Raw genomic sequence first — 22494 nt, 5'->3', positions numbered from 1 at the left:
ATCAATTTAGTTTTATCCAGATACATATTTCTGAGACTGATTTATTCAGTGCCAATTAATCTACGAAATCGAAAAATAAGCGCGTGTGGAAGTTCATTTAATTCGGTCACAATGCGAATTATGGAGTAACTGATAAGAAGGCGAGGAGGGTTCATGTACAAGGCAACTGTTCCTGAAATTAATGCTAGCGTCTGGGCCTTCCCAGTCTCCTGCGCTGTCCAGCGGCAGGGGATGCGTGTGTGGCATCTCCGGTCGCCAGGTCGACCACTGCTGGCGAAGTCCCCTGGCTTTAGGGGGCTGGCTCAGTTATCTGTTTCGGCTGGAAAGATCGGGGCCCGATGTAATGAGTGAGTCGGAAGAGACAACCGGCGACGCGCAGCACGCGCGGATAGCCGCCATTGTTCTCGTTGGCGGGCAGGTGTTGGCAGCTGTTGGTGCGTTGTTGGTGAATCTGCTTGCCAGTCGGGTTCTTGATCCTGCTCCCCGTGGAGATCTGGCTTATGCGCTCCAGATGTCCTACTTCTTCTCCGTCATTGCGGTAATGGGACTCGAACGGCCATACATGGCTTCCAGGGTTGGGCGGTTCAACTCTGAATACCGAACCTTCACCCGAATGGTGATTCCGGGAACCCTCGTTGTTATCCCGGTTATCTTTTTTGTGACGGCGATATCACCGTTCAGCGTCAGCTGGATGTGGATGGGAGCTCTGGTCCTGGCTGCCTATGTCGCGCTAAACTCCCTGGTCCTGTCCGTTCGGGTCGCATATGTGGCCAGTAGAGATTGGAAGCGCTTCGGGGTAAACGCTTTTGGATCTCAACTGACCATTGTGGCAGGAGCAGTGTTGCTCACTGTCCTTGAAGTGTCTGACCCTGTCCTTTGGATGGGTGTCTACGCGCTTTCTGGAATTCCAGCTGTGGTCCTTCTGTGGCTTGCGTTACGGGGTGGTTCCGAGTCGAGCCTGCCGACACCCCCCGAGCGGAAGTCTCTTCGGCGACGTGGCTGGATTCTGCTGCCTTCAGCATTTAGCAATATGGCGATGCTCCGTTCCGACCGTCTGTTGCTACCGGCCTTAAGCACTTCTGCCGAGCTGGGACTATATATCACCGTGGCCACGGTCCTGGAGATGGCGACCTGGCCCGTTGAACAGTGGGTGGATGCCTCGCTTCGCCGGTGGGCGAGGTCGCCGGGAATGCCTTGGCGGTTCATCGGCAGCCTGATCGCTCGATCGTTGCTGTTGCTCATGGTGCTGTCTGCGCTACTTGGGGTGGCGGCCTACTTGATGATCGTGATCGTTCTGCCGGAGTCCTATCGGCCGGCAATTGCGGTCATTTTCCCACTCTCTGTAGCCGCGGTCATTTATGGGATTACGCGCGTGCAGCAAGGTATTCTTATTGCCTTTGCTGCTGAGGTGAGAGTTTCGATAATGGAAATCTCTGGAGCCCTAATCTCAGTCATTGCTTATGTTATATTAATACCAAACTTCGGAATGCTTGGCGCCGCTTATGGGTCAATCATCGGATACGTAGCGTGTGCCATCGTTGCGTCAATTCTCCTTCTCGGAGTGAGTAAAGAAAGAGGAAAATCGTGAAACCAATCGACATCTTGATTATTGCGCACTTCTCTGGGCCTACACATGCTTCCAATGATCGCTTCCGGGAACTTGCCCGTATTTTGAGCAAACGGGGGGCGACTATCGAGCTGGCCACATCTTCGTTTGTACATGAGAGCAAAACTCAACGAGATCCTTCCGTGGAATTGGCTGAGCCTTTCCGGACAACCTACATTCCCGAACCGGACTATTCTGCGAACGTCTCTGTGGGACGGATCCTGAGCCACCGCGCGATGTCTCGGAATCTTGTGGAATACCTCAATCAGCGTGAAGTTCCTGATGTCATCTACTGTGCTATGCCCTCGAATGATGTGGCCGCCGTGGTTGCCGCTTATGCGAAACAGCACGGTGTGCGTTTTGTTCTCGATGTGCAGGACCTGTGGCCCGAAGCATTTGAATTAGTGCTTAAACCGAAGCGGTTAGCCAGATATGCACTCACTCCGCTTCGAAGTCACGCAGATCGTATTTATCGTGCGGCGGATGCGGTAGTTACGGTGTCTGACACGTACTCCGAGAGAGTGCGGTCATCACGAAGCGGGGATGTCTCTACTACTTACCTCGGCACAAATCTCAAATCCTTTGACAGACATGAAGCAAAGTCATGGGATGCATCGGACAAGGCTATACAGCTGGCTTATATCGGAACGCTGAGTCATAGTTACGACCTTCCCGTTGTCTTCGAGGCCATTCGGATATTGAAGCGCCAGCATTATGAAGTCAGATTGCATCTGATGGGAGCGGGGCCGCTCGCGGAGAAGTGGCGAGAAAGCACTCAAGATCTGCGGGACGAGGTCCTCTTCCATGGGTTGCTCAGCTACCCGGAGATGGTTGCGAGGTTGCGGTCCTGTGATATTGCGTTGAACCCGATCGTCCCGGGTGCAGCTCAGAGCATTGTGAACAAGGTTTGCGACTACGCAGCGGCCGGATTGCCGGTGGTGAGCACGCAGGAGTGCGAAGAATACCGCAATATGCTGGTCGAGTTTAATGCAGGTATTAACTGTGCCCCAGAGCCAACAGCGGTCGCCTCTGCTCTGATTCAATTGGCGGACAATCAGAAGATCCGACAGGAGATGGGACACGGATCCAGGCGGCTGGCAGAAGAACACTTTGATCGGGCGGTGACTTATGAGCGACTTGCGGATCTAGTCGTTAATCACGCCTCGTAATTCAGGTGCTGCTCATTACGGTTTCGGAGATGTTCTATTCATACACAACATTGAGGAAATTCTCGCCCCTGCCTGTGGTTTTACACTGCTAAGTCCATCCTCGAGACCCGTGGGGCTGGTTAGTACTACTGCATGGGGCTCCGCAAGCCACAACCCTGATGATCGCCGCTGTTGTGTTCGGCTCAACAGGAGCTGAGTTCCTCGACTGGGGAGTTGCCATCACTGCGGTTTCCCGGAGATAGCTATCTCAACCCCAAGTTTCGGTATACACAACGATCTGATCAAGATAACGTACTCAATTCCTAAAAAGGAGAAGTCCCATGACCGCACCGAGGATCCTGCTTTCTCAAGCGACTATCACTGAAACTGAGGAGAACGCTGTTCTGCGGGCTCTTCGTTCGGGGTGGGTGGCACCGCTCGGCCCTGACATCGACGCCTTTGAACGCGAGATTGCCGAGCGTGTGGGTGTTGACCATGCCCTCGCCCTGACCTCGGGTACCGCAGCTCTACATCTGGCACTGCTGCGTCTATCGGTGGGACCTGGTGATTTTATCCCGGTCCCCACGATGACTTTCGCTGCCACCACCAACGCCATCGCCTATACCGGCGCCACTCCCATTTTCGTCGACTGTCTACCGGATGGCAATGTCGATCCGGAGCTACTGTTGGAAACCGTCGACACGCTCCAGGGAGAAGGGCATAGTGTTCCCGTGGCCATGACCGTGGATCTGATGGGACGGTGCGTCAACTATCACGAATTAGAGACGGGACTGGCGGAACGCGGTGTAGAGCTGGTGGCTGATGCCGCAGAGTCCCTCGGTGCTACCCTCAACGGCCAGGCTGCCGGCTCCTTCGGTCGGGCCGCCGTTTTTTCCTTCAACGGCAACAAGATTATGACCACCTCTGGGGGAGGAATGTTGGTCAGCAATGATTCTGAGTTGATTGACGGAGCTCGTTACCTATCGACTCAGGCTCGCCAGCCAGCGCCCTGGTATGAACATACCGAAATCGGTTACAACTATCGCATGTCGAATATCCTCGCGGCACTTGGACGTGCTCAGCTCAGCAGACTCGATGAGCTGATTGGCCGTCGTGCAGAGATCCGCCAGATGTACGCCCACGTCGCTGAGGATCTTGGATTTCGATTACTCGGAGATGTGGCAGGCACTGGTGTGCACGAGGAGAACTCCTGGTTGAGCACCATCGTCATCGATGATGACAGCCCAGTCACACCGTCAGCAGTGATCCAGGCGCTGAGTGCCGAAAATATTGAGGCCCGCTACATCTGGAAGCCGATGCATCTGCAACCGGTCTATTCCGGAGCCCGTGGGTTCTACACAGGTCAGTCGGAGAAACTTTTTAGTCGGGCAGTGACCCTTCCCAGCGGCGCGGGCTTGTCCGACTCCGATATCGAGCGAGTGGTCGATGCGCTGAGAAGCGTGCTAAAAGTTGGTGTCAGTCCGGTGCTTAAAGTGAGTCCGTAGCTGTTGTGGTTCCTTGGTCGAGCATCGTCAGGGCTTGAGTTTGAACTCCCGAGAGTATCGAGCTGACATGAGAGGTAAGCCCTTGCTTCCCGTCGAGGCAGGAAAGTCGGGCTACTAAGCAGGGGCCCACTAAATGTCCGCACTCCCTTTTCCCTTAACCCATGATTGAGTCCAAGGGGAGTCGCTACCGATAAAACAAAGCGAGAGTGTTCAGGATTGATGTTGTGGACAACAATCTAAACACTCTCGCAATAGCAGTCTATGTCACCGCCGATGGCTTAATCAACACCCACCCCTACCTGGCCCTCTACCGGCCCGTCGTGGGGATCCGGCCCCGGATCGCCGACACGGAGTTGATCTGCCTGGCGATCATGCCAGTATTTTCCCCTACATTCTGCAGCAATCCGGCTACAACAAACGCCAACGCCATCTCACAACCCTCATGCAGCACGTCATGGGCCATCTGTCGACCTCGACCGGTCTGCTCCATGATGATGTCTGGGTTGTAGATTCCACCCCGATCGTATGCGGTCACTCACGGGAAACCGTGACACGCTCCGAGTTAGCCGGCTACGCGGAAAATGGTTACTGTGCCTCCCACTCCCGGTTCTTCCGGGGTCGGGCCCCATTTCCCAGCGTCTTTCAACCAGACTGATGGGCAGACGACCAGTCCACCTTGGAGGTATTGAGTCAGCTCCTCGCAGGATAGCTCTGCGCATCATGACAAATGACTGAGAACGGTAAATTCCTCCCGTCGAGCGGTCGTAACACCGTGCTCATAATCCAACAGCGATGGAATTTCATCCAGGCCTGCTGCCGATCGGATGAGAGCGGACGGGAGGTCCGCCCCCGCGCGGTGACAGAACGGATATCCGCCGCCCAGGCGAGGATTAATATCGATTACCAGCGGCTCTCCCTCGGCAGTTTCCCGGAAGTCAACATCGATGGCGCCAGTAGGGCAGAACAGATTCCCAATCCCGAGTATTGCTTCGCGGAACGGCGTGGCAGGTACCGTCGTGGCAATATCTGTGTCCCCGCTGCGCATCAAATCTTTACGTCGGGCGAGCACCCCGAGTAGCCGAGAATTCCCGTCCACTGAGAACACGCCGTCCACCCCGTACTCCGTCCCGGGCAATCGTTCCTGCACTACGACGGAGGTGAGAGAGTTGTGCGAGGGGTATCCATCTTCGCCAAGAGCGGTTACTGCCGACTTTGCGACCGCGTTGTCGAGCTCTGCGGCAGTGGTGAACAACAACCCGCTTGAGCCGCTTCCGAACCGATGCTTCACTACGAATTCGGTGTTCTCCGCGGCTGACGCCACGATCGAGGCTGCGTCGGTACCCAGGTAAGTAGCGGGGGTCGGGATGCCTTGTTCCTGGAGTGTCGTCGACATGCGATATTTGTCCAGTACGATTGACTGAGCAGCGCTACCGAGGACAGTGACGGCACAGCCGAGTTCACGGAGCTCGTCGGCCAATCCGGCCGACATGATGTGGAGTTCATAGTCGTTGAGCGAGAGAAAGAGATCCGGCCGTTCAGCCGCGACCCAGCTCCGGACTGCCTGCGGGTAGTCGGGACTGTTGTAGGCAGGGTTTGCGACGCCCCGATCCGCGAGGCTGAGGCTTGGACTGGTCGTGCGATACTCCATAGCAATCACTTCGCCGCGGATGCCTTGTTTTTTTAGCGCCTCCCGGAACCACTCGATGTAGTGAGCACGCCGACCAGCTGACGCGATCACAATCTTCAAGCTTTTCTCGTTACCCATCTGAGACTCCTTAGGTTCGCACCAGCCCGTACGGAGGGGTGTTTTTTACTATGAGTTTTTTAACAGCTTATCGAGGAATCCATGAGCATGAGCTGAACTTTTATGAAGTAGTTGGAAAATTGGGAAGCACCTCAGTCGTTAGCGGGGAGAATTTCGCGCCGATGTATGAGTAGGGGAGAGCATTGAACCTGCTGTCGGGGGATGAGTGCTAGTCAGCTTCCTAAGGTGAACTTCCTCTCCACCTGCACGATGATCATTTGTGCAGGTAACCCCAGGTGGGGTATCGGCATAACATGACCGCGTACAACAGTTTCGAGTCTGCTTCTGTAATTAGCGGACACCGGTTTACACCTGCTTTATGCAGCTCAACAGCCGGAGAGTGGTGAAATGGCCAATCTGCGGTAGCGCTTGGGCGCTGGTAAGCCGCGAGGAGATGGAGGGATTGTTCACATCACTTTCCCTTAACTCTTTCTTAGCCTGATTCAGGATGCGATACTTCGGGAGAAGCAGTCTTCATCTTCATCTAAGGAGAGAGTTACATGGAGCGTCTCAACCATTCTCAGGATTTGGTCCCCCCTGCACCGGCCTTCGTTATCGATGTCCCGGTACTGGAGGGTTTCCTCAGTCGATTCCAACAAGCTCTGAACACGCATTGGCAGAACTCGATCCTGTCATATTCTTTCAAGACGAATTCCCTGCCTTGGCTGATCACGTTCATGCGGGATCGGGAGGTGTGGGCAGAGGTGGTGTCGGACACCGAATACGAGCTAGCCCTCGCGCTGGGGTACGCCCCCGACCGCATCGTCTACAACGGCCCGATTAAGAGCCGTGAACGGCTACGCTTCGCACTGCAGGAGGGGTCGATCATCAACCTCGACGCCAAGCGCGAGGTCACCTGGGTCGCAGAGCTCGCCGGCGAGATGCCGGAGATGGAGTTCGGGGTCGGATTGCGGATCAATTGGGATCTTGAGGCGCACTGTCCCGGGGAAAGCACCACGGGGGATGAGGGTAGTCGTTTTGGATTCAACGCCGAAAATGGTGAGCTTGATCAGGTAATTTCAGAGCTGCTTGCTGCGGGCGTACGGATCGCAGGGCTGCACATGCACCGAAATTCCCGTACTCAGAGCCTAGAAGTCTATCGGGCCTCGGCAACGGTGACCGCAGAATTGATTCGATCCCGAGGTCTGGTCCTGGACTGGATCGACATCGGCGGCGGTTTCTTCGGCAGTGAAGATCGAAGCCCGACGTTTGATGATTATATTGCTGTCATCAAGGAGGTGCTGGACCCGGTGGTTGATGTGGAGAAAACCTGTTTGATCGTTGAGCCGGGTGGCTCCCTGGTGGCTGTTCCCGTGGAGTTTCATGCCAGCGTTCTCGACGTGAAAGAGGTGGGTTCCAGCACGGTCGTGGTGACCAATGCCAGCCGAACCAACATTGATCCGCTTTTCCGGCGCAAGCGCCCCTTTGAGATTCGCCTGGACACCGAGGCGACCGAACTCCGCCGGGATCAGATCATCAGTGGTTTCACCTGCATGGAAGATGATCGATTGACCAGGATACAGGATGCGCCTGCCCTCCAAGTCGATGATCGGATCGTCTTTTATAAGGTCGGCGGATATACGATGTGCTATCAGTCAATGTTTATTGAGTACCTGCCGGCGGTATACGTACGTACCGCGGATTCGCTGACGCAGGTTCGCCGGAAATGGGGTATCGAAGATTATCTGCAGGGCAATCAGTGGGACGTCAACGATGAAGTTCCCGTCGATGCCTCAACTTTGAACGTCCCCGCTTTCCGCCCCACTTGATGTCTCTCGGTACCTGAACCGTGCTCCGGGCGTTGGGGGCACCTCTCGACAAGCCAAGCGGGCACCGGATGATCCCCTGAGCTTGTTGTTTAACCTGTGGGGATCTTCGGTAGGAAGACTGCTCCCAGAGAAGAGTGAATTTTTTCAGCTGTTGAGTCTCTGTGGGCAGGTCCAGCCGAGTTTTTCCTGCTGATGTGCTCGGCTCTAGCAGGCACTTCTTGGCGTAATCCTTCAATGACTTTGGTCAGTTAGGGAGTTCCACCGGGGAGTGCCACTCGCCGGTGATGTGCCTTTGAAGTGCCCACCTCCGGAGTTCGACAGCAGCGCTGGAAAGTGTGATCCATCAGATAGAAATCTGCATACTTTCCATCTGACTGCATAATTGCTACACTCGTCTGCATGACGATCAAGGTTGCAGTTGCCGGTGCCTCGGGCTACGCGGGTGGGGAGATCCTGCGCCTGCTCCTGGGTCACCCGGCCTATGAATCCGGAGAGCTCCAGATCGGTGCTCTCACCGCGAATTCCTCCGCCGGCAAGACGTTGGGGGAGTCCATGCCGCACCTGCCTCAGTTGGCGGACCGCGTGATGGAGGAGACCACCCAAGAGGTTCTTGCGGATCATGACGTGGTCTTCCTGGCGCTGCCACACGGCCACTCTGCCGAAATCGCTCGGCTGTTGGGGGAGAAGGTCACGGTCATTGACTGCGCCGCGGACTTCCGTCTCAAGGATTCCGCTGCCTGGGACCACTATTACGGTGGTGAGCACGCCGGTTCCTGGCCCTATGGCATCCCAGAGATGCCCGGCCATCGGGAGCAGCTCCTCGGCGCCAGGCGGATCGCTGTCCCGGGTTGTTTCCCCACTGGGGCTACTCTGGCGCTGATGCCTGCCGTGGCCAAGGACCTCATCGTTCCCGATGTCACCATCACCTCAATCACCGGAGTCTCCGGTGCGGGCAAAAAGGCTGCTGTGCCGTTGCTCGGTTCTGAGGTTATGGGCTCACTCAAGGCCTATAACACTGCAGGTAAGCACCGACATACCCCGGAGATCGCTCAGAACCTGGGTGAGTACTCCGATCAGAAGGTCTCTGTCAGTTTCACCCCGGTGCTGGCTCCGCTGCCCCGCGGCATCCTCACCACCGCCACCGCGCCGTTGCGCGAGGGCGTAACCGAGGAGCAGGCTCGCGCGGTCTACGAGGAGTTCTACCAGGATGAGCCCTTCGTTTTCGTCCTGCCTGCTGGCCAGCAACCCCAGACCCAGAACATCGTCGGCTCGAATATGTGCCACGTCCAGGTTGAAGTGGATCCTTTCGCTAACAAGCTGCTCGTGACCTCCGTGATCGATAACCTCACCAAGGGCACCGCTGGTGCCGCCGTCCAGTGCATGAACCTTGCGTTGGGACTGTCTGAGGGCGCTGGCCTACCGCGCGCCGCGGTCGCCCCCTAAGCCCCGCCCAATCCCAGCCACCTTTTTAAGAAAGGCACCACACATGAGCAGCATTGGTATCACTGTGCCCGCTGGCTTCCGGGCCGCAGCATTAACCGCTGGAATTAAGGCATCCGGCAACCCGGACATGGCCCTGGTGGTCAATGACGGACCCGAAAATATCGCGGCAGGTGTGTTCACCCGCAACCGCGTCGTCGCATCCCCGGTCAAGGTGACCCGCGCGGCGCTGCAGACCGGGACCCTCAAGGCCGTCCTCTATAACGCCGGCAATGCCAATGCCTGCAATGGTGTCCAAGGTGATGCCGATGCCGCTGAGCTGGTGGCACAACTGGCGGAGAACCTCGGAGTCGCACCCACCGAGATCGGGGTCTGCTCCACTGGCCTGATCGGGGAGTTGCTTCCCATGGACATCATGCGCAAGGGGGTCGACGCCCTTCCGCACAAACTCGGCGACCATGGCAATGCCGCAGCCGAATCGATCATGACCACCGACACCGTCTCCAAGGAGACCGTGATCAAGCGCGGGGGTTGGAGCATCGGCGGTATGGGTAAGGGAGTGGGCATGATGGCCCCCTCTCTGGCCACCATGTTGGTCTGTCTCACCACCGATGCCAAGATCACCGCTGAGATGGCCGATGCAGCATTGCGCGCAGCCACCGCTGTCACCTTCGACACCCTCGACATCGATGGTTCGACCTCCACGAATGACACTGTGCTGCTGTTGTCCTCTGGGGATTCCGGCGTGGCGCCGAGCCAGACTGAACTTAACGAGGCTGTCCACGAGGCCTGTCTCGACATCGCCTCCCAGCTGCAGGCTGATGCAGAGGGTGTCACCAAGCGGGTGAGCATCACCGTTACCGGCACCGCTGACAATGTCCAGGCGCTCAACGCCGCCCGTACCGTCGGACGCGACAATCTTTTCAAGTGCGCCATGTTCGGCTCTGACCCGAACTGGGGTCGGGTGCTGGCTGCCGTCGGAATGGCTGAGGCTGACATGGAACCGGAACACATCTCGGTGTATTTCAATGATCAGCCGGTATGTCTTGACTCAACCGGTGCCCCAGGCGCCCGCGAGGTGGATCTCAGTGGAGCAGACATCGATGTCCGCATCGACCTGGGTACCAGGGGAGAAGGTACCGCCACCGTGCGGACCACAGATCTCTCCCACGCCTATGTGGAGATCAACTCCGCCTACAGCACCTAGAACACCGCGAACACCGCACCCCGAAACCACAACGCAAGGACCCCACCATGGATGACTCACTCAACCAGCTGAACCCGGAGGTCAAGGCTGCCGTTCTCGCCGAGGCACTGCCCTGGCTACAGCACTTCCGTGACCGCATCGTCGTGGTCAAGTACGGCGGTAACGCGATGGTCGACGAGAAGCTCAAGGCCGCTTTCGCGGCGGACATGGTCTTTCTCCGTACCGTCGGTGCCAAGCCTGTTGTCGTCCACGGCGGCGGACCGCAGATCTCCGACATGCTCCGAAGGGTCGGCCTGGAAGGTGAGTTCAAGGGCGGATTCCGGGTTACCACCCCGGAAGTCATGGAAATCGTGCGCATGGTGCTCTTCGGCCAGGTCGGCCGCGACCTGGTCGGGCTGATCAACTCCCATGGCCCCTATGCCGTGGGTACCTCCGGCGAGGATGCCAACCTCTTCACCGCCACCAAGCGCTATGTCCAGGTCGATGGTGTCCCCACTGACATTGGTTTGGTTGGCGATATCGTCGACGTTAACCCGACGGCTCTCATGGACATCATCGAGGCCGGCCGGATCCCGGTGGTGTCCACCATCGCTCCGGGCGAAGACGGCGAAGTCTACAATATCAACGCTGATACGGCCGCTGGTGCGCTGGCCAGCGCGCTGAACGCGGAGCGACTTCTGGTGCTCACCAATGTCGCCGGTCTCTACACCGATTGGCCTAACCAGGATTCGCTGGTCTCGAAGATCACCGCCAGCCAGCTTGAGAACCTGCTCCCGGCCCTCGATTCCGGCATGATCCCGAAGATGGAATCCTGCCTCCGGGCGGTACAGGCCGGCGTCGCCGCCTCACATGTCATCGATGGCCGTATCGCCCACTCGGTTCTTCTTGAATTGCTGACTATGGGTGGTATCGGCACCATGGTGTTGCCCGATAACTATGACCGCAATGATTACCCCGAAGGCACCGTACTGCGAAAGGATGATGAGAAATGAGTGACACCCTCGATAAATGGCCCGAGGTGCTGATGAACAACTACGGCACCCCGCCCGTGGAACTGGTTTCAGGAAGCGGTGCAACTGTCATTGACGGCGAAGGTCGCCACCTCATTGACATGCTCGCCGGTATCGCAGTCAACGCTCTCGGCCACGGCCACCCGGCGATTGTGGAGGCCGTGAGCGAGCAGATCAGGCAACTCGGTCACACTTCCAATCTTTTCGCCCATTCTCAGGTGGTCACCCTCGCATCCCGCTTGAAGGAGCTGCTCGGGGCAGGGGAATCCACCCGGGTGTTCTTCTGTAACTCCGGGGCTGAGGCCAATGAAGCCGCCTTCAAGCTTTCCCGCTTGACCGGTCGTTCCCGGATTCTGGCTGCGGTCAACGGTTTCCACGGCCGCACCATGGGTTCCCTGGCCATGACCGGTCAGGCGGACAAGCGTGCGGCTTTTGAACCCATGCCTGCCGGTGTCGAGTTCTATGAGTACGGTGACATCGACGGTCTCCGTGAGCTGGTCGAGCAGGATCCCCGGAACACCGCTTCCATCATCCTCGAGCCGATCCAGGGTGAGACCGGTGTCATTCCGGCCCCTGAGGGATTCCTCAAGGCGATCCGCGAGCTCTGCGATGAGTACGGCATCCTCATGATCGTCGATGAGGTGCAGACCGGTGTCGGACGTACCGGCGACTTCTTCGCCCACCAGCATGACGGGATCATCCCGGATGTGGTGACCATGGCCAAGGGCCTCGGCGGCGGACTGCCGATCGGCGCCTGCCTGGCCACCGGCAAGGCAGCCGGACTCTTCGCTCCCGGCTCCCATGGCACCACCTTTGGTGGTAACCCGGTGGCCTGCGCCGCTGCGAATGCGGTCCTGGATGTCATCGATGCTGAATTCTGTGCCGAAGTCATCGCGAAGGGGCAGTACTTCATCGATGAGCTGGAGAAGTTGGACACCGTCGAAGAGGTCCGCGGACGTGGTTTGATGCTCGGTGTCGTCCTGAAGAAGCCGGTGGCCAAGCAAGCCGTGACTGAGGGCTTCGACCACGGCCTGATTCTCAACGCCCCGGCAGAAGATATCATCCGGCTCACTCCGCCGCTGGTGATCAATGAGCAGGAAATTGAACAGGCCCTGACCGGTCTGCGCGCTCTCATCACTGAACTGTCCCGCTAACGATTCCTGGGGTATCGCCTAGGAGAACCTTCCCAGAAAAAGAGGAATGATGACCACACCCGCAGTACGGCACTTTCTCGCCGATGATGATCTGTCACCGGCGGAGCAGGCCGAGGTACTTGCGCTGGCAGCAGAGCTGAAGAAGTCGCCGCTGTCCCGTCGCCCGTTGGAGGGGCCGCTTTCAGTGGCGGTGCTCTTCGATAAGACCTCCACCCGCACCCGTTTCTCCTTCGACGCTGGGATCGCCCACCTGGGGGGACACGCCATCGTCGTGGAGACTGGGAAAAGCCAGATGGGTAAAGGGGAGTCCTATCAGGACACCGGCGCCGTGCTGTCCCGCTATGTCGAGGCCATTGTCTGGCGAACCTACGCCCAGACCAACCTCAGCGATATGGCGGAGACCGCCACTGTGCCGATCGTCAATGCCCTGACTGATGACCTGCATCCCTGCCAGATTCTCGCGGATCTGCAGACCTGCGTGGAAAATCTCAGCCCGGAGCAGGGACCTGCCGGTCTCCAGGGCCGCAAGGCCGTTTATCTGGGTGACGGCGACAACAACATGGCCAATAGTTACATGATCGGCTTCGCCACCGCCGGCATGGACATTTCCGTTATTGCGCCGGAGGGCTTCCAGCCGCAGCCGGAGTTCGTTGAGCGGGCGCGCCGTCGGGCGGCGGAGACCGGTGCCACCGTGACTGTCACCTCCGATATCGCCGAGGTCGCCGGTGCCGATGTGGTCATCACTGACACCTGGGTGTCGATGGGGATGGAGAATGACGGTCTGGACCGTCGTACCCCGTTCCTGCCGTACCAGGTTTCTGCGGAGGTCATGGCTGCAGCCGCTGAGGATGCGATTTTCCTGCACTGTCTGCCGGCCTACCGCGGTAATGAGGTCACCGCCGAGGTGATCGATGGCCCACGCTCCCGCGTTTTCGATGAGGCTGAGAACCGGCTGCACGCCCAGAAAGCACTGCTGGTGTGGCTGCTGGAGAACCAGCCCGCTCAGCAGGATTAATATTGTCCTGACCTGATGAACATCCCACCCAACCGAAAGGCACCAACCTGCCATGAGCGGTGAGAAGAACCACGGCGCCGCCCAGGTCACCCGGACCGCACGACAGGCCCGCATCCTCGGAGTCCTGGAGAAGACCCGGGTCTACTCCCAGGTCCAGCTCTCGGAGCTGTTGCTGGATGAGGGGATCGATATCACCCAGGCCACGCTTTCCCGGGACCTGGATGAACTCGGGGCGAAGAAGATCCGCCCGGAGGACGGGGGACGGGCCTTCTACGCCGTTGGCCCGGTGGAACAGGCCTTGGCGGAGTTGTTGAGTGGACCCCGGGAGAAACTGCGCCGGATGCTCGATGATCTGGTCGTCTCCGTGGACCACTCAGGAAGCATGGCGGTGCTGCGGACCCCACCGGGAGCCGCACAGTACCTCGCCAGCTTCATCGACCGCGTCGGTATGAACGAGGTTGTCGGCTGTATTGCCGGCGATGACACCATTTTTGTCCTGGCCCGACATCCGATGACGGGCCGAGAGCTGGGGGAGCTTCTCAGCAAGCGTTAGACCCCCGGTAGAGTAATCAAAAGAACATGTCTGGGATTCCGCTGCATACGGGATCACCAACCCTGATAGGAGACTTTCATGACCAACCGCATCGTGCTCGCGTATTCCGGTGGACTCGACACCACTGTCGCCATCCCCTACCTGAAGAAGATGATTGAGGGCGAAGTTATCGCCGTGTCCCTGGACCTGGGCCAGGATGGCGAGGACATGGAGTCCGTGCGCCAACGCGCCATCGATGCCGGCGCCGCTGAGTCCATCGTCATTGATGCCAAGGATGAGTTCGCCGATGAGTACTGCCTACCGGCCATCAAGGCCAACGGCATGTACATGAAGCAGTACCCGCTGGTCTCCGCGATCTCCCGTCCGCTGATCGTCAAGCACCTGGTCGATGCCGGCAAGCAGTTCGGCGGCACCCACGTCGCTCATGGTTGCACCGGTAAGGGCAATGACCAGGTCCGCTTTGAGGTCGGTTTCATGGACACCGACCCGGACCTGAAGATCATCGCTCCGGCCCGTGACTTCGCCTGGACCCGCGACAAGGCCATCGCCTTCGCCGAGGAGAACAACGTCCCGATCGAGCAGTCGGTCAAGTCTCCCTTCTCCATCGACCAGAACGTCTGGGGTCGTGCCATTGAGACCGGCTACCTCGAGGATCTGTGGAATGCCCCGACCAAGGACATCTACGCCTACACCGAGGATCCGGCCCTGGGCAACGCTCCCGATGAGCTGATCATCTCCTTCGAGGGCGGTAAGCCGGTGGCTATCGACGGCCGTCCGGTCACCGTCTTGCAGGCTATTGAGGAGCTCAACCGTCGCGGTGGCGCCCAGGGCGTCGGCCGTCTCGACATGGTTGAGGATCGCTTGATCGGCATCAAGTCCCGCGAGATCTACGAGGCACCGGGTGCGATGGTCCTGATCACCGCCCACGAGGCCCTGGAGGACGTCACCGTCGAGCGCGAGCTGGCCCGTTACAAGCGTCAGATCGACGCTCGCTGGTCCGAGGAGGTCTACGACGGACTCTGGTTCGGTCCGCTGAAGCGCTCCCTCGATGCGTTCATCGATTCCACCCAGGAGCACGTCACCGGCGATATCCGCCTGGTGCTGCACGCCGGTAAGATCACCGTCAACGGTCGTCGTTCCAGCCACTCGCTCTACGACTTCAACCTGGCAACCTACGACACCGGTGACACCTTCGACCAGACCCATGCCAAGGGCTTCGTCGAGCTGCACGGTCTGTCCTCCAAGATCGCCAACCGTCGCGACCGCGACGCCAAGTAATTCTGCAGCTGAAGTTCTAGGGAAGGGGAGTACCCAAATGGAAAAGCACGGAACCAATCAAGGTGCGTTGTGGGGTGGCCGGTTCTCCGGCGGGCCTTCGGAGGCGATGTTCGCATTGAGTGTGTCCACCCATTTCGACTGGGTGCTCGCCCCCTATGATGTGCTGGCCTCCACGGCCCACGCCAAGGTTCTGCACTCGGCGGAGTTGCTCAGCGATGCGGATCTCGAGACCATGCTCAGTGGTCTTGCCCAGCTCGGCGCGGCGGTCGCCAGCGGTGAGTTCAAGCCGCTGCCCAGTGATGAGGATGTCCACGGCGCTATGGAACGCGGCCTGATCGACATCGTCGGCACCGAGGTCGGTGGCCGGCTGCGCGCCGGTCGTTCCCGCAACGACCAGGTGGCCACCCTCTTCCGTATGTGGGTGCGCGATGCCATCCGGGATACCGCTTTCGGTGTCACCGAGCTTGTCGATGCCCTCGTGGCACAGGCGGAGGCTCACCCGGACGCGATCATGCCGGGTAAGACTCACTTCCAGGCTGCTCAGCCGGTGTTGCTGGCGCATCAGCTGCTGGCCCACACCCATCCGTTGTTGCGTGACGTCGACCGGCTGCGCGATCTGGACAAGCGGCTGGCGATCTCGCCCTATGGCTCCGGCGCATTGGCGGGGTCCTCCCTGGCGCTGAACCCGGAGGCTATCGCCGAGGAACTCGGTTTCGATGCTGCCGCCGATAACTCCCTGGACGCCACATCCTCACGCGACTTCGCTTCGGAGACCGCGTTTGTACTGGCCCAGATCGCCGTGGACATGTCCCGGCTGTCGGAGGAGATCATCGCCTGGTGTACCCCGGAATTCAGCTACATCAAGCTGGCCGACCAGTGGTCCACCGGTAGCTCGATCATGCCGCAGAAGAAGAACCCGGATATTCCGGAGCTCACCCGCGGCAAGACCGGTCGTCTGATCGGTAACCTCACCGGTTTGATGTCCACCTTGAAGGCACTGCCGCTGGCGTATAACCGCGACCTGCAGGAGGATAAGGAACCCATCGTTGATTCGGTGGCCCAGCTCCGGCTGCTGCTGCCGGCGATGACCGGCCTGATCTCCACGTTGACCTTCAACGAGGAGCGGATGAGGGAGTTGGCTCCGGCCGGCTTTACACTGGCCACTGACTTGGCTGAATGGATGGTCCGCCAGGGCGTGCCCTTCCGTGAGGCGCATGAGGCCTCGGGAGCGTGCGTGCGCATTGCCGAGCAGCGCGGGGTCGATCTGATTGACCTGAGCGATGAGGAGCTCGCGGGCGTCGATAAGCGTCTGACCCCTGAGGTGCGCAAGGTCCTGACCATCGACGGCGCCGTCGCCTCACGCTCGACGAAGGGCGGCACCGCTGGCGTGCGGGTCGTCGAGCAGCGTGGGCGGGTGGCTGCGGCTTCCGCAGCGGCCAAGGAGTGGGCGGGCACCCCGGTGCGCGCCAACTAACCTGCGCCAGCGAAGATCGCCGGGGGTGGACCACAGCGTCCACCCCCGGTTTTCCTGTTGCGGGTCCTCACCGGCGGTTTTAGGATCAGGCCATGGCGGATCCTTATTCTCCTTCCTCCACGACGCAGCGTTCGCGGGGACGCGGCCGCGGAGTGATCATCGGCCTGCTGCTCCTCATCGTCGCGGTGGTCGCGGTGCTTGTCGGCCGGGGTGGGATCCCGAACCCCTTCGCCAGCGGGGAGGAGAATCACCGCTTCGTGGGCGGGACGACTGAGATCCGGGCGATCATCGGCTCCGAGAAGCGGGATTTCTTCGAGGATCCGGCGGTCCAGGAAGTGCTCGCCACCCATGGCTACAGCGTGAAGATCGATACCGCAGGCTCCCGGAAGATCGCCACCGGTGCCAACCTTGACGAGTATGACCTGGCCTTCCCCTCATCGGGACCGGCGGCGCAGAAGATCGCCGAGCAGGTGGCTTCGAGCGTCAGCTACATCCCCTTCCACTCGCCGATGGCGATTGCGTCCTTTGACACCATCCTCATGGTCCTGGAGAAGGAAGGGGTGGCCACCCTGGACGGTAATGCCTGGCGTCTTGATATGGCAGGACTAGCGGAACTCGGGCTCGAGAGCACTCGCTGGCGCGATATCGCGGGGGATCAGTTCCCTTCACCGCGCACTGTTCAGGTCGCCACCACTGATATTCGCACCTCAAACTCGGCGGCCATGTATCTGTCCCTGATGTCCTGGATTCTTAATGAGAATAAGGTGGTCAGCACCGATCAGGAGGTGACTCAGGTGGTGGACTTGGCCACCCCGCTGTTCGTCGGGCAGGGATACGCTGAATCCACCTCCGCCGGCCCTTTTTTCGACTATCTCTCCCAGGGGATCGGTTCCAAGCCGATGGTCATGGTCTACGAGTCCCAGTATCTGGGAGAAGTCGCGGCAGATGAAAGCCGCATCACCGCGGACATGGCCCTGGCCTACCCTTCGCCGACGATCCTCAGCGCGCACACCGCGCTTGGCCTGAGCGAAGCCGGGACGGAGGTGGCCCGGTTGCTCACTGAAGATCCAGAACTGCAGGAACTGGCCGGTCAGCATGGCTATCGGCCCCACGAGCAGCGCTATTTCGATGAGGTCCGCGAACTTCTGCCGGCGGGAGAGGTGGCACCGCCGAACCTGATCGACTCGGTGGACCCGCCGAGCTATGACCGGCTGGAAGACCTGATCAATGGGGTCGCCGCCGGATACGGCAGCCCACCGCCCCCTGCAGGAACCCACGAGGAATGAAGGCCCGAGGCATGAACATGTCCATGAATGGCACCGCCACGCAGTTCTTGTCCGGCAGCGCAGCCCGCTTTCTGATTGTGCTCTTCGCACTGTTGATCATGCTTTTCCTCGCTGCCTGCGGCGGCGCTGGGACTGGCACCTCCGGCACCGGGGTGCCGGATGCTTCGGATACCGCCGGTGCCGGTTCCGGCGGAGAGTCGTTGAAGATCGCGGCGGCCACTGAATTGGCGGATATTCAGCCGCTGATCGACCGGGCCTCGACCGACCTCGGTTTCGACATTGAACTCAGCTTCCCGGACGGCACCCTGGCCAACAGTCACGCCCTGAAAGCCGGTGAGTTCGACGGGCAGTTCGATGCCACCTGGTTCGCCACGAACCGTTATGTGAACCTGCTGGGAGCCTCGGACAAACTGGGGGAGAGCATCCAGATCGCCACTTCTCCGGTGGCTTTCGGGGTCCGCTCGGACAAGGCCGAGGGGCTGGGCTGGGTGGCTAGCCCGCCAACCTGGTCCCAGATCGCGGATACCGCCGCTACGGGGGATCTCAGTTATGGGATGACTGATCCCGCGACCTCAAACTCCGGTTTCTCCGCAGTGGTGGCGGTGGCCACCGCGCTGGCGGATACCGGGAATGCGCTGAGTATCGCGGATATCGATGCCAATGCTGAGGAGCTGACCGACTTCTTCTCCGGTCAGCAGCTGGCCTCGGGTTCTTCAGGCTGGCTCCGGGATGCTTTCATGGCGGATCCGGACCGGGTGGATGCCCTGATCAACTATGAATCCGTTCTCCATGGCATGGCTGCGGAAGGCGCGGATATCGAGGTCATCGTGCCCAGCGACGGTGTCATCAGCGCGGACTACCCGCTCAGCACCTTGGCCAACCCGGCGAATGAACAAGCCCCCACACAGGTTCGCGCCCTGGGGGACTGGCTCAACGAGAATCCCGCCGCCATCGTGGACACTTATCGACGCCCGGCAGCCACCGCGCAGCTGCCCCCGGAGATGAGCGAGCAGATCCTCATCGAGTTGCCCTTCCCCGGAGACATCACCGTCACCGACCGCCTCATCGCCGCCTACACCAATGAACTGCGGGTTCCCGGTGAGATCATGTTCGTGCTGGACACCTCCGGATCGATGGCTGGTGGACGGATCGCCGATCTGAAGGAGACCATGAATCAGCTGATCGACGGGAGCGCGAGCACCACCACCGGCACCGTGGGACTGCGCGAACGCGAGCAGATCACCATCCTGCCCTTCTCCTCCGAGGTACACCTCGCAACCACGGTGACCTTCGGCGAAGGGGAAGCCGCCCAGCAGCTGAAGTCCGCGGTGGATGGCCTGCAGCCGGGAGGCGAGACCGCGCTCTACGCAGCACTCCAGGAGGCCTATGGCGAGATCAACGAGGCCGGGGGAGGCTCAATTCCCTCGATGCTGCTGCTCACCGACGGTGAAGTCACCGCTGGGCCGAGTCTCGATACCTTTTCCGCCTGGGTTCAGGATCAGTCGGGCAAGCTGCCACCGACCTTCGTGATCCGCTACGGCGAAGCCGACCCACGGGAGATGCAGCGCGTCGCGGAACTGACGGGTGGCCGCTCCTTTGAAGCCGGTGAAACCAACCTCAACGAAGCTTTCAAGGAGATTCGTGGCTACCAATAGCGGAAGCTTCTTCAACAGCCGCGGCAATCTCATCGGGATGGTCCTGGCTATCCTCGTCATTCTCGTACATCTCATCGTCGGTCTCGGTTTCCTGTGGCCGGTGGTGGCCATTGCCGCCTGGGGAGCCTCGGCGGCGCTGATCCCCACCGGGAAACCGCAGCCGGAGCTTGCTGCACCTCAGCAGCTCTCCCTTAATCCCGCGGAGCTGGGGAGCAGCCTTTCAGCCACCACCGGCAAGCTGCGCGATTCGAAGCCGGCTGGGCCGTTGGGCCGGGCGATGTGGGATCTGGATCAGTCACTCCGTGCGATCCTCAGGGAATGGCACTACTTGAGTGCCTATCCCGAACAGCAGGTGATCCTGGCCAGCATGATCGAGGACTACCTTCCGGGAATCATCGATTCCTATTTGCAGGTCCCGCATTCCGCCCGCCATCGGGCGGTCAGTCCCACCATTGACTCCCTCGAGGTGCTGTACCGGGAGAGTGCGGAGATCCGGGCCGCCATTGGTGAAGATAATGTCCGTGCCCTGGAAAACCACCGCGATATGCTGCAGCTGCAGTTCGGTCAGGATCCCGGATTTGCACCTGAGGTGTCCTTCACTTCGGATTCGGAGAGCCCAGTGCTTGGGGATGCCGATAGTAAGGACCCTGAAAACGGTGGCGATACCGGGAAGGTAAGATAAGGCACCATGAGTCTTGATCCGAAGTTGCTGGATGTCCTCGCCTGTCCCCGAGACAAGGGGCCGCTGGAATATCTGGAAGATGAGCAGGTCCTGGTCAACAATCGGCTGAATCTGGCCTATCGCATCGACGATGGAATCCCGGTGCTGTTGATCGACGAGGCCACCCCCTGGCCTGCCAGCACCGCTTAAGCAGCTTAGCGACGCCCCGCGGGAACCGCGAAGATCGCCGCCCAAGGTTGGGCTGGTGGTACTGGGCCCAATATTTTCCAAGACGCACTTTTCCTAAGGACATAACTCTCTCAATGAACATCATCGAAGAACTCAGCTGGCGCGGCCTGGTCAACCAGTCCACCGATATCGAAGCACTGCAGCAGGCCACCGAAGCTGGTCCCATCACTCTCTACTGTGGTTTCGACCCGACCGGCCCCTCCCTGCATGCCGGCCACCTCGTTCCGCTGCTGATGCTTGCCCGATTCCAACAGGCTGGCCACCGTCCGCTGGTCCTCGCCGGTGGTGCCACCGGAATGATCGGTGACCCGCGTGATGTCGGCGAGCGCAGCATGAATGACGCGGACACCGTCAAGGACTGGGCTGGTCGTATCTCCGGTCAGCTGCAGCGTTTCGTCTCCTTCGAGGGAGAGAACTCCGCCGAGCTCGTCAACAACAACGACTGGACGAAGGATCTCTCGGCGATCACCTTTCTCCGGGACATCGGCAAGCACTTCTCCCTGAACACCATGCTCGGCCGCGATACCGTCAAGCGTCGCCTGGAGGGCGACGGCATTTCCTACACTGAATTCTCCTACATGCTGCTGCAGGCCAATGACTACGTGCAGCTCCATGACCAGTTCAACTGCACCCTCCAGATTGGCGGCGGTGACCAGTGGGGCAACCTGATCGCAGGTGTTGATCTGGTGCGTCGTACCCGCGGGGAAAACGTCCATGCGCTGACCGTCCCGCTGGTCACCGACTCCGAGGGCAAGAAGTTCGGCAAATCCACCGGTGGCGGAAGCCTGTGGCTGGATCCCGAGATGACCAGCCCGTACACCTGGTACCAGTACTTCATCAATACTTCGGATGCTGATGTCATCCGGTACCTGCGTTGGTTCACCTTCCTCAACCGCGAGGAGCTCCAAGAACTCGAAGTGGAGGTCGCCGAGCGGCCCTTCAAGCGTGAAGCGCAGAAGCGACTCGCCCGCGAGATGACCAACCTGGTCCACGGTGAAGAAGCCACCAAGGCTGTCGAGCTCGCATCCCAGGCACTTTTTGGTCGCGCGGAACTGTCCGACCTGGATGAGAGCACCCTGGCGTCTGCCGTCTCCGAGACCGAGATCGTCAAGATCGGTGCCGGCGAATCCCGTGGCATCATCGATCTGCTGGTGGCTACCGGACTGAGCAAGTCCAAGGGTGAGGCGCGACGCGCCATCAAGGAAGGCGGTGCCTACGTCAACAACCAGCGCATTGAAGATGAAGCGTGGGAGCCAGCTGAATCGGATCTGCTTCACGGAAGTTGGCTGGTCCTGCGCCGCGGCAAGAAGAACTTCGCGGGCGTGCAGATCACCGGTTAGCAAGAACTCTTCCTATATAGCGGGCGAGGGGAGCGGTGAATACCGCTCACTAGTGCGCCCAGATGGAGAAACCCTCCAGGCGAATCCCCCGAACACCAGATGGTGTTCGGGGGATTCGCCTATCTACCTGGTGATTTGTGGGTGCTGCTGGGTGTGTGTAGATTTATCCCAGTCGCCGCAACGAGGTGTAACACCGAGTTGAAGTGAAGATGAACCTGAAGTTGACTTTTTACGAACGTCAGACGTAGGGTATCAATACAGCCGCAACAGTTGATGCTCCGCTTAGGTGGGGTTGATCGGGTGTGTGCGAATGTTGTGTGAGAACTCAATAGTGTGCCAT

18 protein-coding genes and 1 pseudogene are annotated in these 22494 nt (G+C 59.6%); 18 read left to right on the top strand and 1 reads right to left on the bottom strand.

From position 1 onward, the window contains the following. Window positions 1–343: 343 nt before the first annotated feature. The 4 genes and pseudogenes from ACTU46_RS12085 to ACTU46_RS12070 all read left to right on the top strand — a co-directional run. Window positions 344–1588, top strand: coding sequence for a lipopolysaccharide biosynthesis protein (locus ACTU46_RS12085; RefSeq protein WP_443382019.1), 1245 nt, complete (start codon window positions 344–346; stop codon window positions 1586–1588). Further along, window positions 1585–2775, top strand: a complete 1191-nt coding sequence (locus tag ACTU46_RS12080; protein ID WP_443382018.1) for a glycosyltransferase family 4 protein — start codon at window positions 1585–1587, stop codon at window positions 2773–2775. Before ACTU46_RS12085 ends, ACTU46_RS12080 begins: the two co-directional genes overlap by 4 nt. Window positions 2776–3095: 320 nt before the next feature. Further along, window positions 3096–4259, top strand: a complete 1164-nt coding sequence (locus ACTU46_RS12075; protein WP_443382016.1) for a DegT/DnrJ/EryC1/StrS family aminotransferase — start codon at window positions 3096–3098, stop codon at window positions 4257–4259. A gap of 224 nt (window positions 4260–4483) precedes the next feature. After that, window positions 4484–4878 (top strand): annotated as a pseudogene (locus tag ACTU46_RS12070) (IS982 family transposase); the annotation flags it as partial. Between the two features lie 99 nt (window positions 4879–4977). Here the strand turns inward: ACTU46_RS12070 and ACTU46_RS12065 are convergent. Continuing rightward, window positions 4978–6024 carry an ATP-grasp domain-containing protein gene (locus tag ACTU46_RS12065; protein WP_443382015.1) on the bottom strand — a complete coding sequence of 349 codons (1047 nt, stop codon included), beginning with the start codon at window positions 6022–6024 and terminating at the stop codon, window positions 4978–4980. 539 nt (window positions 6025–6563) lie between these two features. Here ACTU46_RS12065 and ACTU46_RS12060 point away from each other — a divergent pair. The 14 genes from ACTU46_RS12060 to tyrS all read left to right on the top strand — a co-directional run bounded on the left by ACTU46_RS12060 (window position 6564) and on the right by tyrS (window position 22154). Continuing rightward, entirely contained in the window at window positions 6564–7832 is a 1269-nt protein-coding gene (locus ACTU46_RS12060; RefSeq protein WP_443382013.1) for a hypothetical protein, read from the top strand. Window positions 7833–8231: 399 nt separating this feature from the next. Next, window positions 8232–9275: an N-acetyl-gamma-glutamyl-phosphate reductase gene (argC, locus tag ACTU46_RS12055; RefSeq protein WP_443382012.1), complete on the top strand. Its 1044-nt coding sequence runs from the start codon at window positions 8232–8234 to the stop codon at window positions 9273–9275. A gap of 43 nt (window positions 9276–9318) precedes the next feature. After that, a complete protein-coding gene (gene argJ / locus ACTU46_RS12050; protein ID WP_443382010.1) occupies window positions 9319–10479 on the top strand; it encodes a bifunctional glutamate N-acetyltransferase/amino-acid acetyltransferase ArgJ in 1161 nt (386 codons plus the stop codon). A 47-nt stretch (window positions 10480–10526) separates the two neighbouring features. Then, window positions 10527–11471 carry an acetylglutamate kinase gene (gene argB / locus ACTU46_RS12045; protein WP_443382008.1) on the top strand — a complete coding sequence of 315 codons (945 nt, stop codon included), beginning with the start codon at window positions 10527–10529 and terminating at the stop codon, window positions 11469–11471. After that, on the top strand, window positions 11468–12643 hold the full coding sequence (locus ACTU46_RS12040) for an acetylornithine transaminase (RefSeq protein ID WP_443382006.1): 1176 nt from the start codon (window positions 11468–11470) through the stop codon (window positions 12641–12643). The genes argB and ACTU46_RS12040 overlap by 4 nt, the downstream gene beginning before the upstream one ends. Window positions 12644–12689: 46 nt before the next feature. Then, window positions 12690–13658 (top strand): ornithine carbamoyltransferase, encoded by a 969-nt coding sequence (argF, locus tag ACTU46_RS12035; RefSeq protein ID WP_443382004.1) that lies wholly within the window; start codon window positions 12690–12692, stop codon window positions 13656–13658. A gap of 52 nt (window positions 13659–13710) precedes the next feature. Further along, window positions 13711–14211, top strand: a complete 501-nt coding sequence (locus ACTU46_RS12030; protein ID WP_443382002.1) for an arginine repressor — start codon at window positions 13711–13713, stop codon at window positions 14209–14211. Window positions 14212–14289: 78 nt separating this feature from the next. Then, the gene (locus ACTU46_RS12025) at window positions 14290–15489 is read left to right on the top strand and encodes an argininosuccinate synthase (RefSeq protein WP_443382000.1); all 1200 of its coding nucleotides are present in this window, start codon (window positions 14290–14292) and stop codon (window positions 15487–15489) included. Window positions 15490–15526: 37 nt separating this feature from the next. Continuing rightward, window positions 15527–16963: an argininosuccinate lyase gene (gene argH, locus ACTU46_RS12020; RefSeq protein ID WP_443381998.1), complete on the top strand. Its 1437-nt coding sequence runs from the start codon at window positions 15527–15529 to the stop codon at window positions 16961–16963. 92 nt (window positions 16964–17055) lie between these two features. Then, the gene (locus ACTU46_RS12015; protein WP_443381996.1) at window positions 17056–18249 is read left to right on the top strand and encodes a hypothetical protein; all 1194 of its coding nucleotides are present in this window, start codon (window positions 17056–17058) and stop codon (window positions 18247–18249) included. 11 nt (window positions 18250–18260) lie between these two features. Then, window positions 18261–19904 (top strand): VWA domain-containing protein, encoded by a 1644-nt coding sequence (locus ACTU46_RS12010; RefSeq protein WP_443381994.1) that lies wholly within the window; start codon window positions 18261–18263, stop codon window positions 19902–19904. Next, entirely contained in the window at window positions 19891–20586 is a 696-nt protein-coding gene (locus ACTU46_RS12005) for a hypothetical protein (protein WP_443381992.1), read from the top strand. The genes ACTU46_RS12010 and ACTU46_RS12005 overlap by 14 nt, the downstream gene beginning before the upstream one ends. 6 nt (window positions 20587–20592) lie before the next feature. Next, a complete protein-coding gene (locus ACTU46_RS12000) occupies window positions 20593–20775 on the top strand; it encodes a Trm112 family protein (protein WP_443381991.1) in 183 nt (60 codons plus the stop codon). Window positions 20776–20888: 113 nt separating this feature from the next. Next, entirely contained in the window at window positions 20889–22154 is a 1266-nt protein-coding gene (gene tyrS / locus ACTU46_RS11995) for a tyrosine--tRNA ligase (protein ID WP_443381989.1), read from the top strand. The last annotated feature ends 340 nt before the right edge of the window (window positions 22155–22494 follow it).

Origin of the sequence: Corynebacterium sp. A21 (genome assembly GCF_052266655.1) — a bacterium.
Lineage (GTDB): Bacteria > Actinomycetota > Actinomycetes > Mycobacteriales > Mycobacteriaceae > Corynebacterium.
Note: the sequence above shows the minus strand (reverse complement) of the source record. Positions and strands in the feature narration are given on the sequence as shown.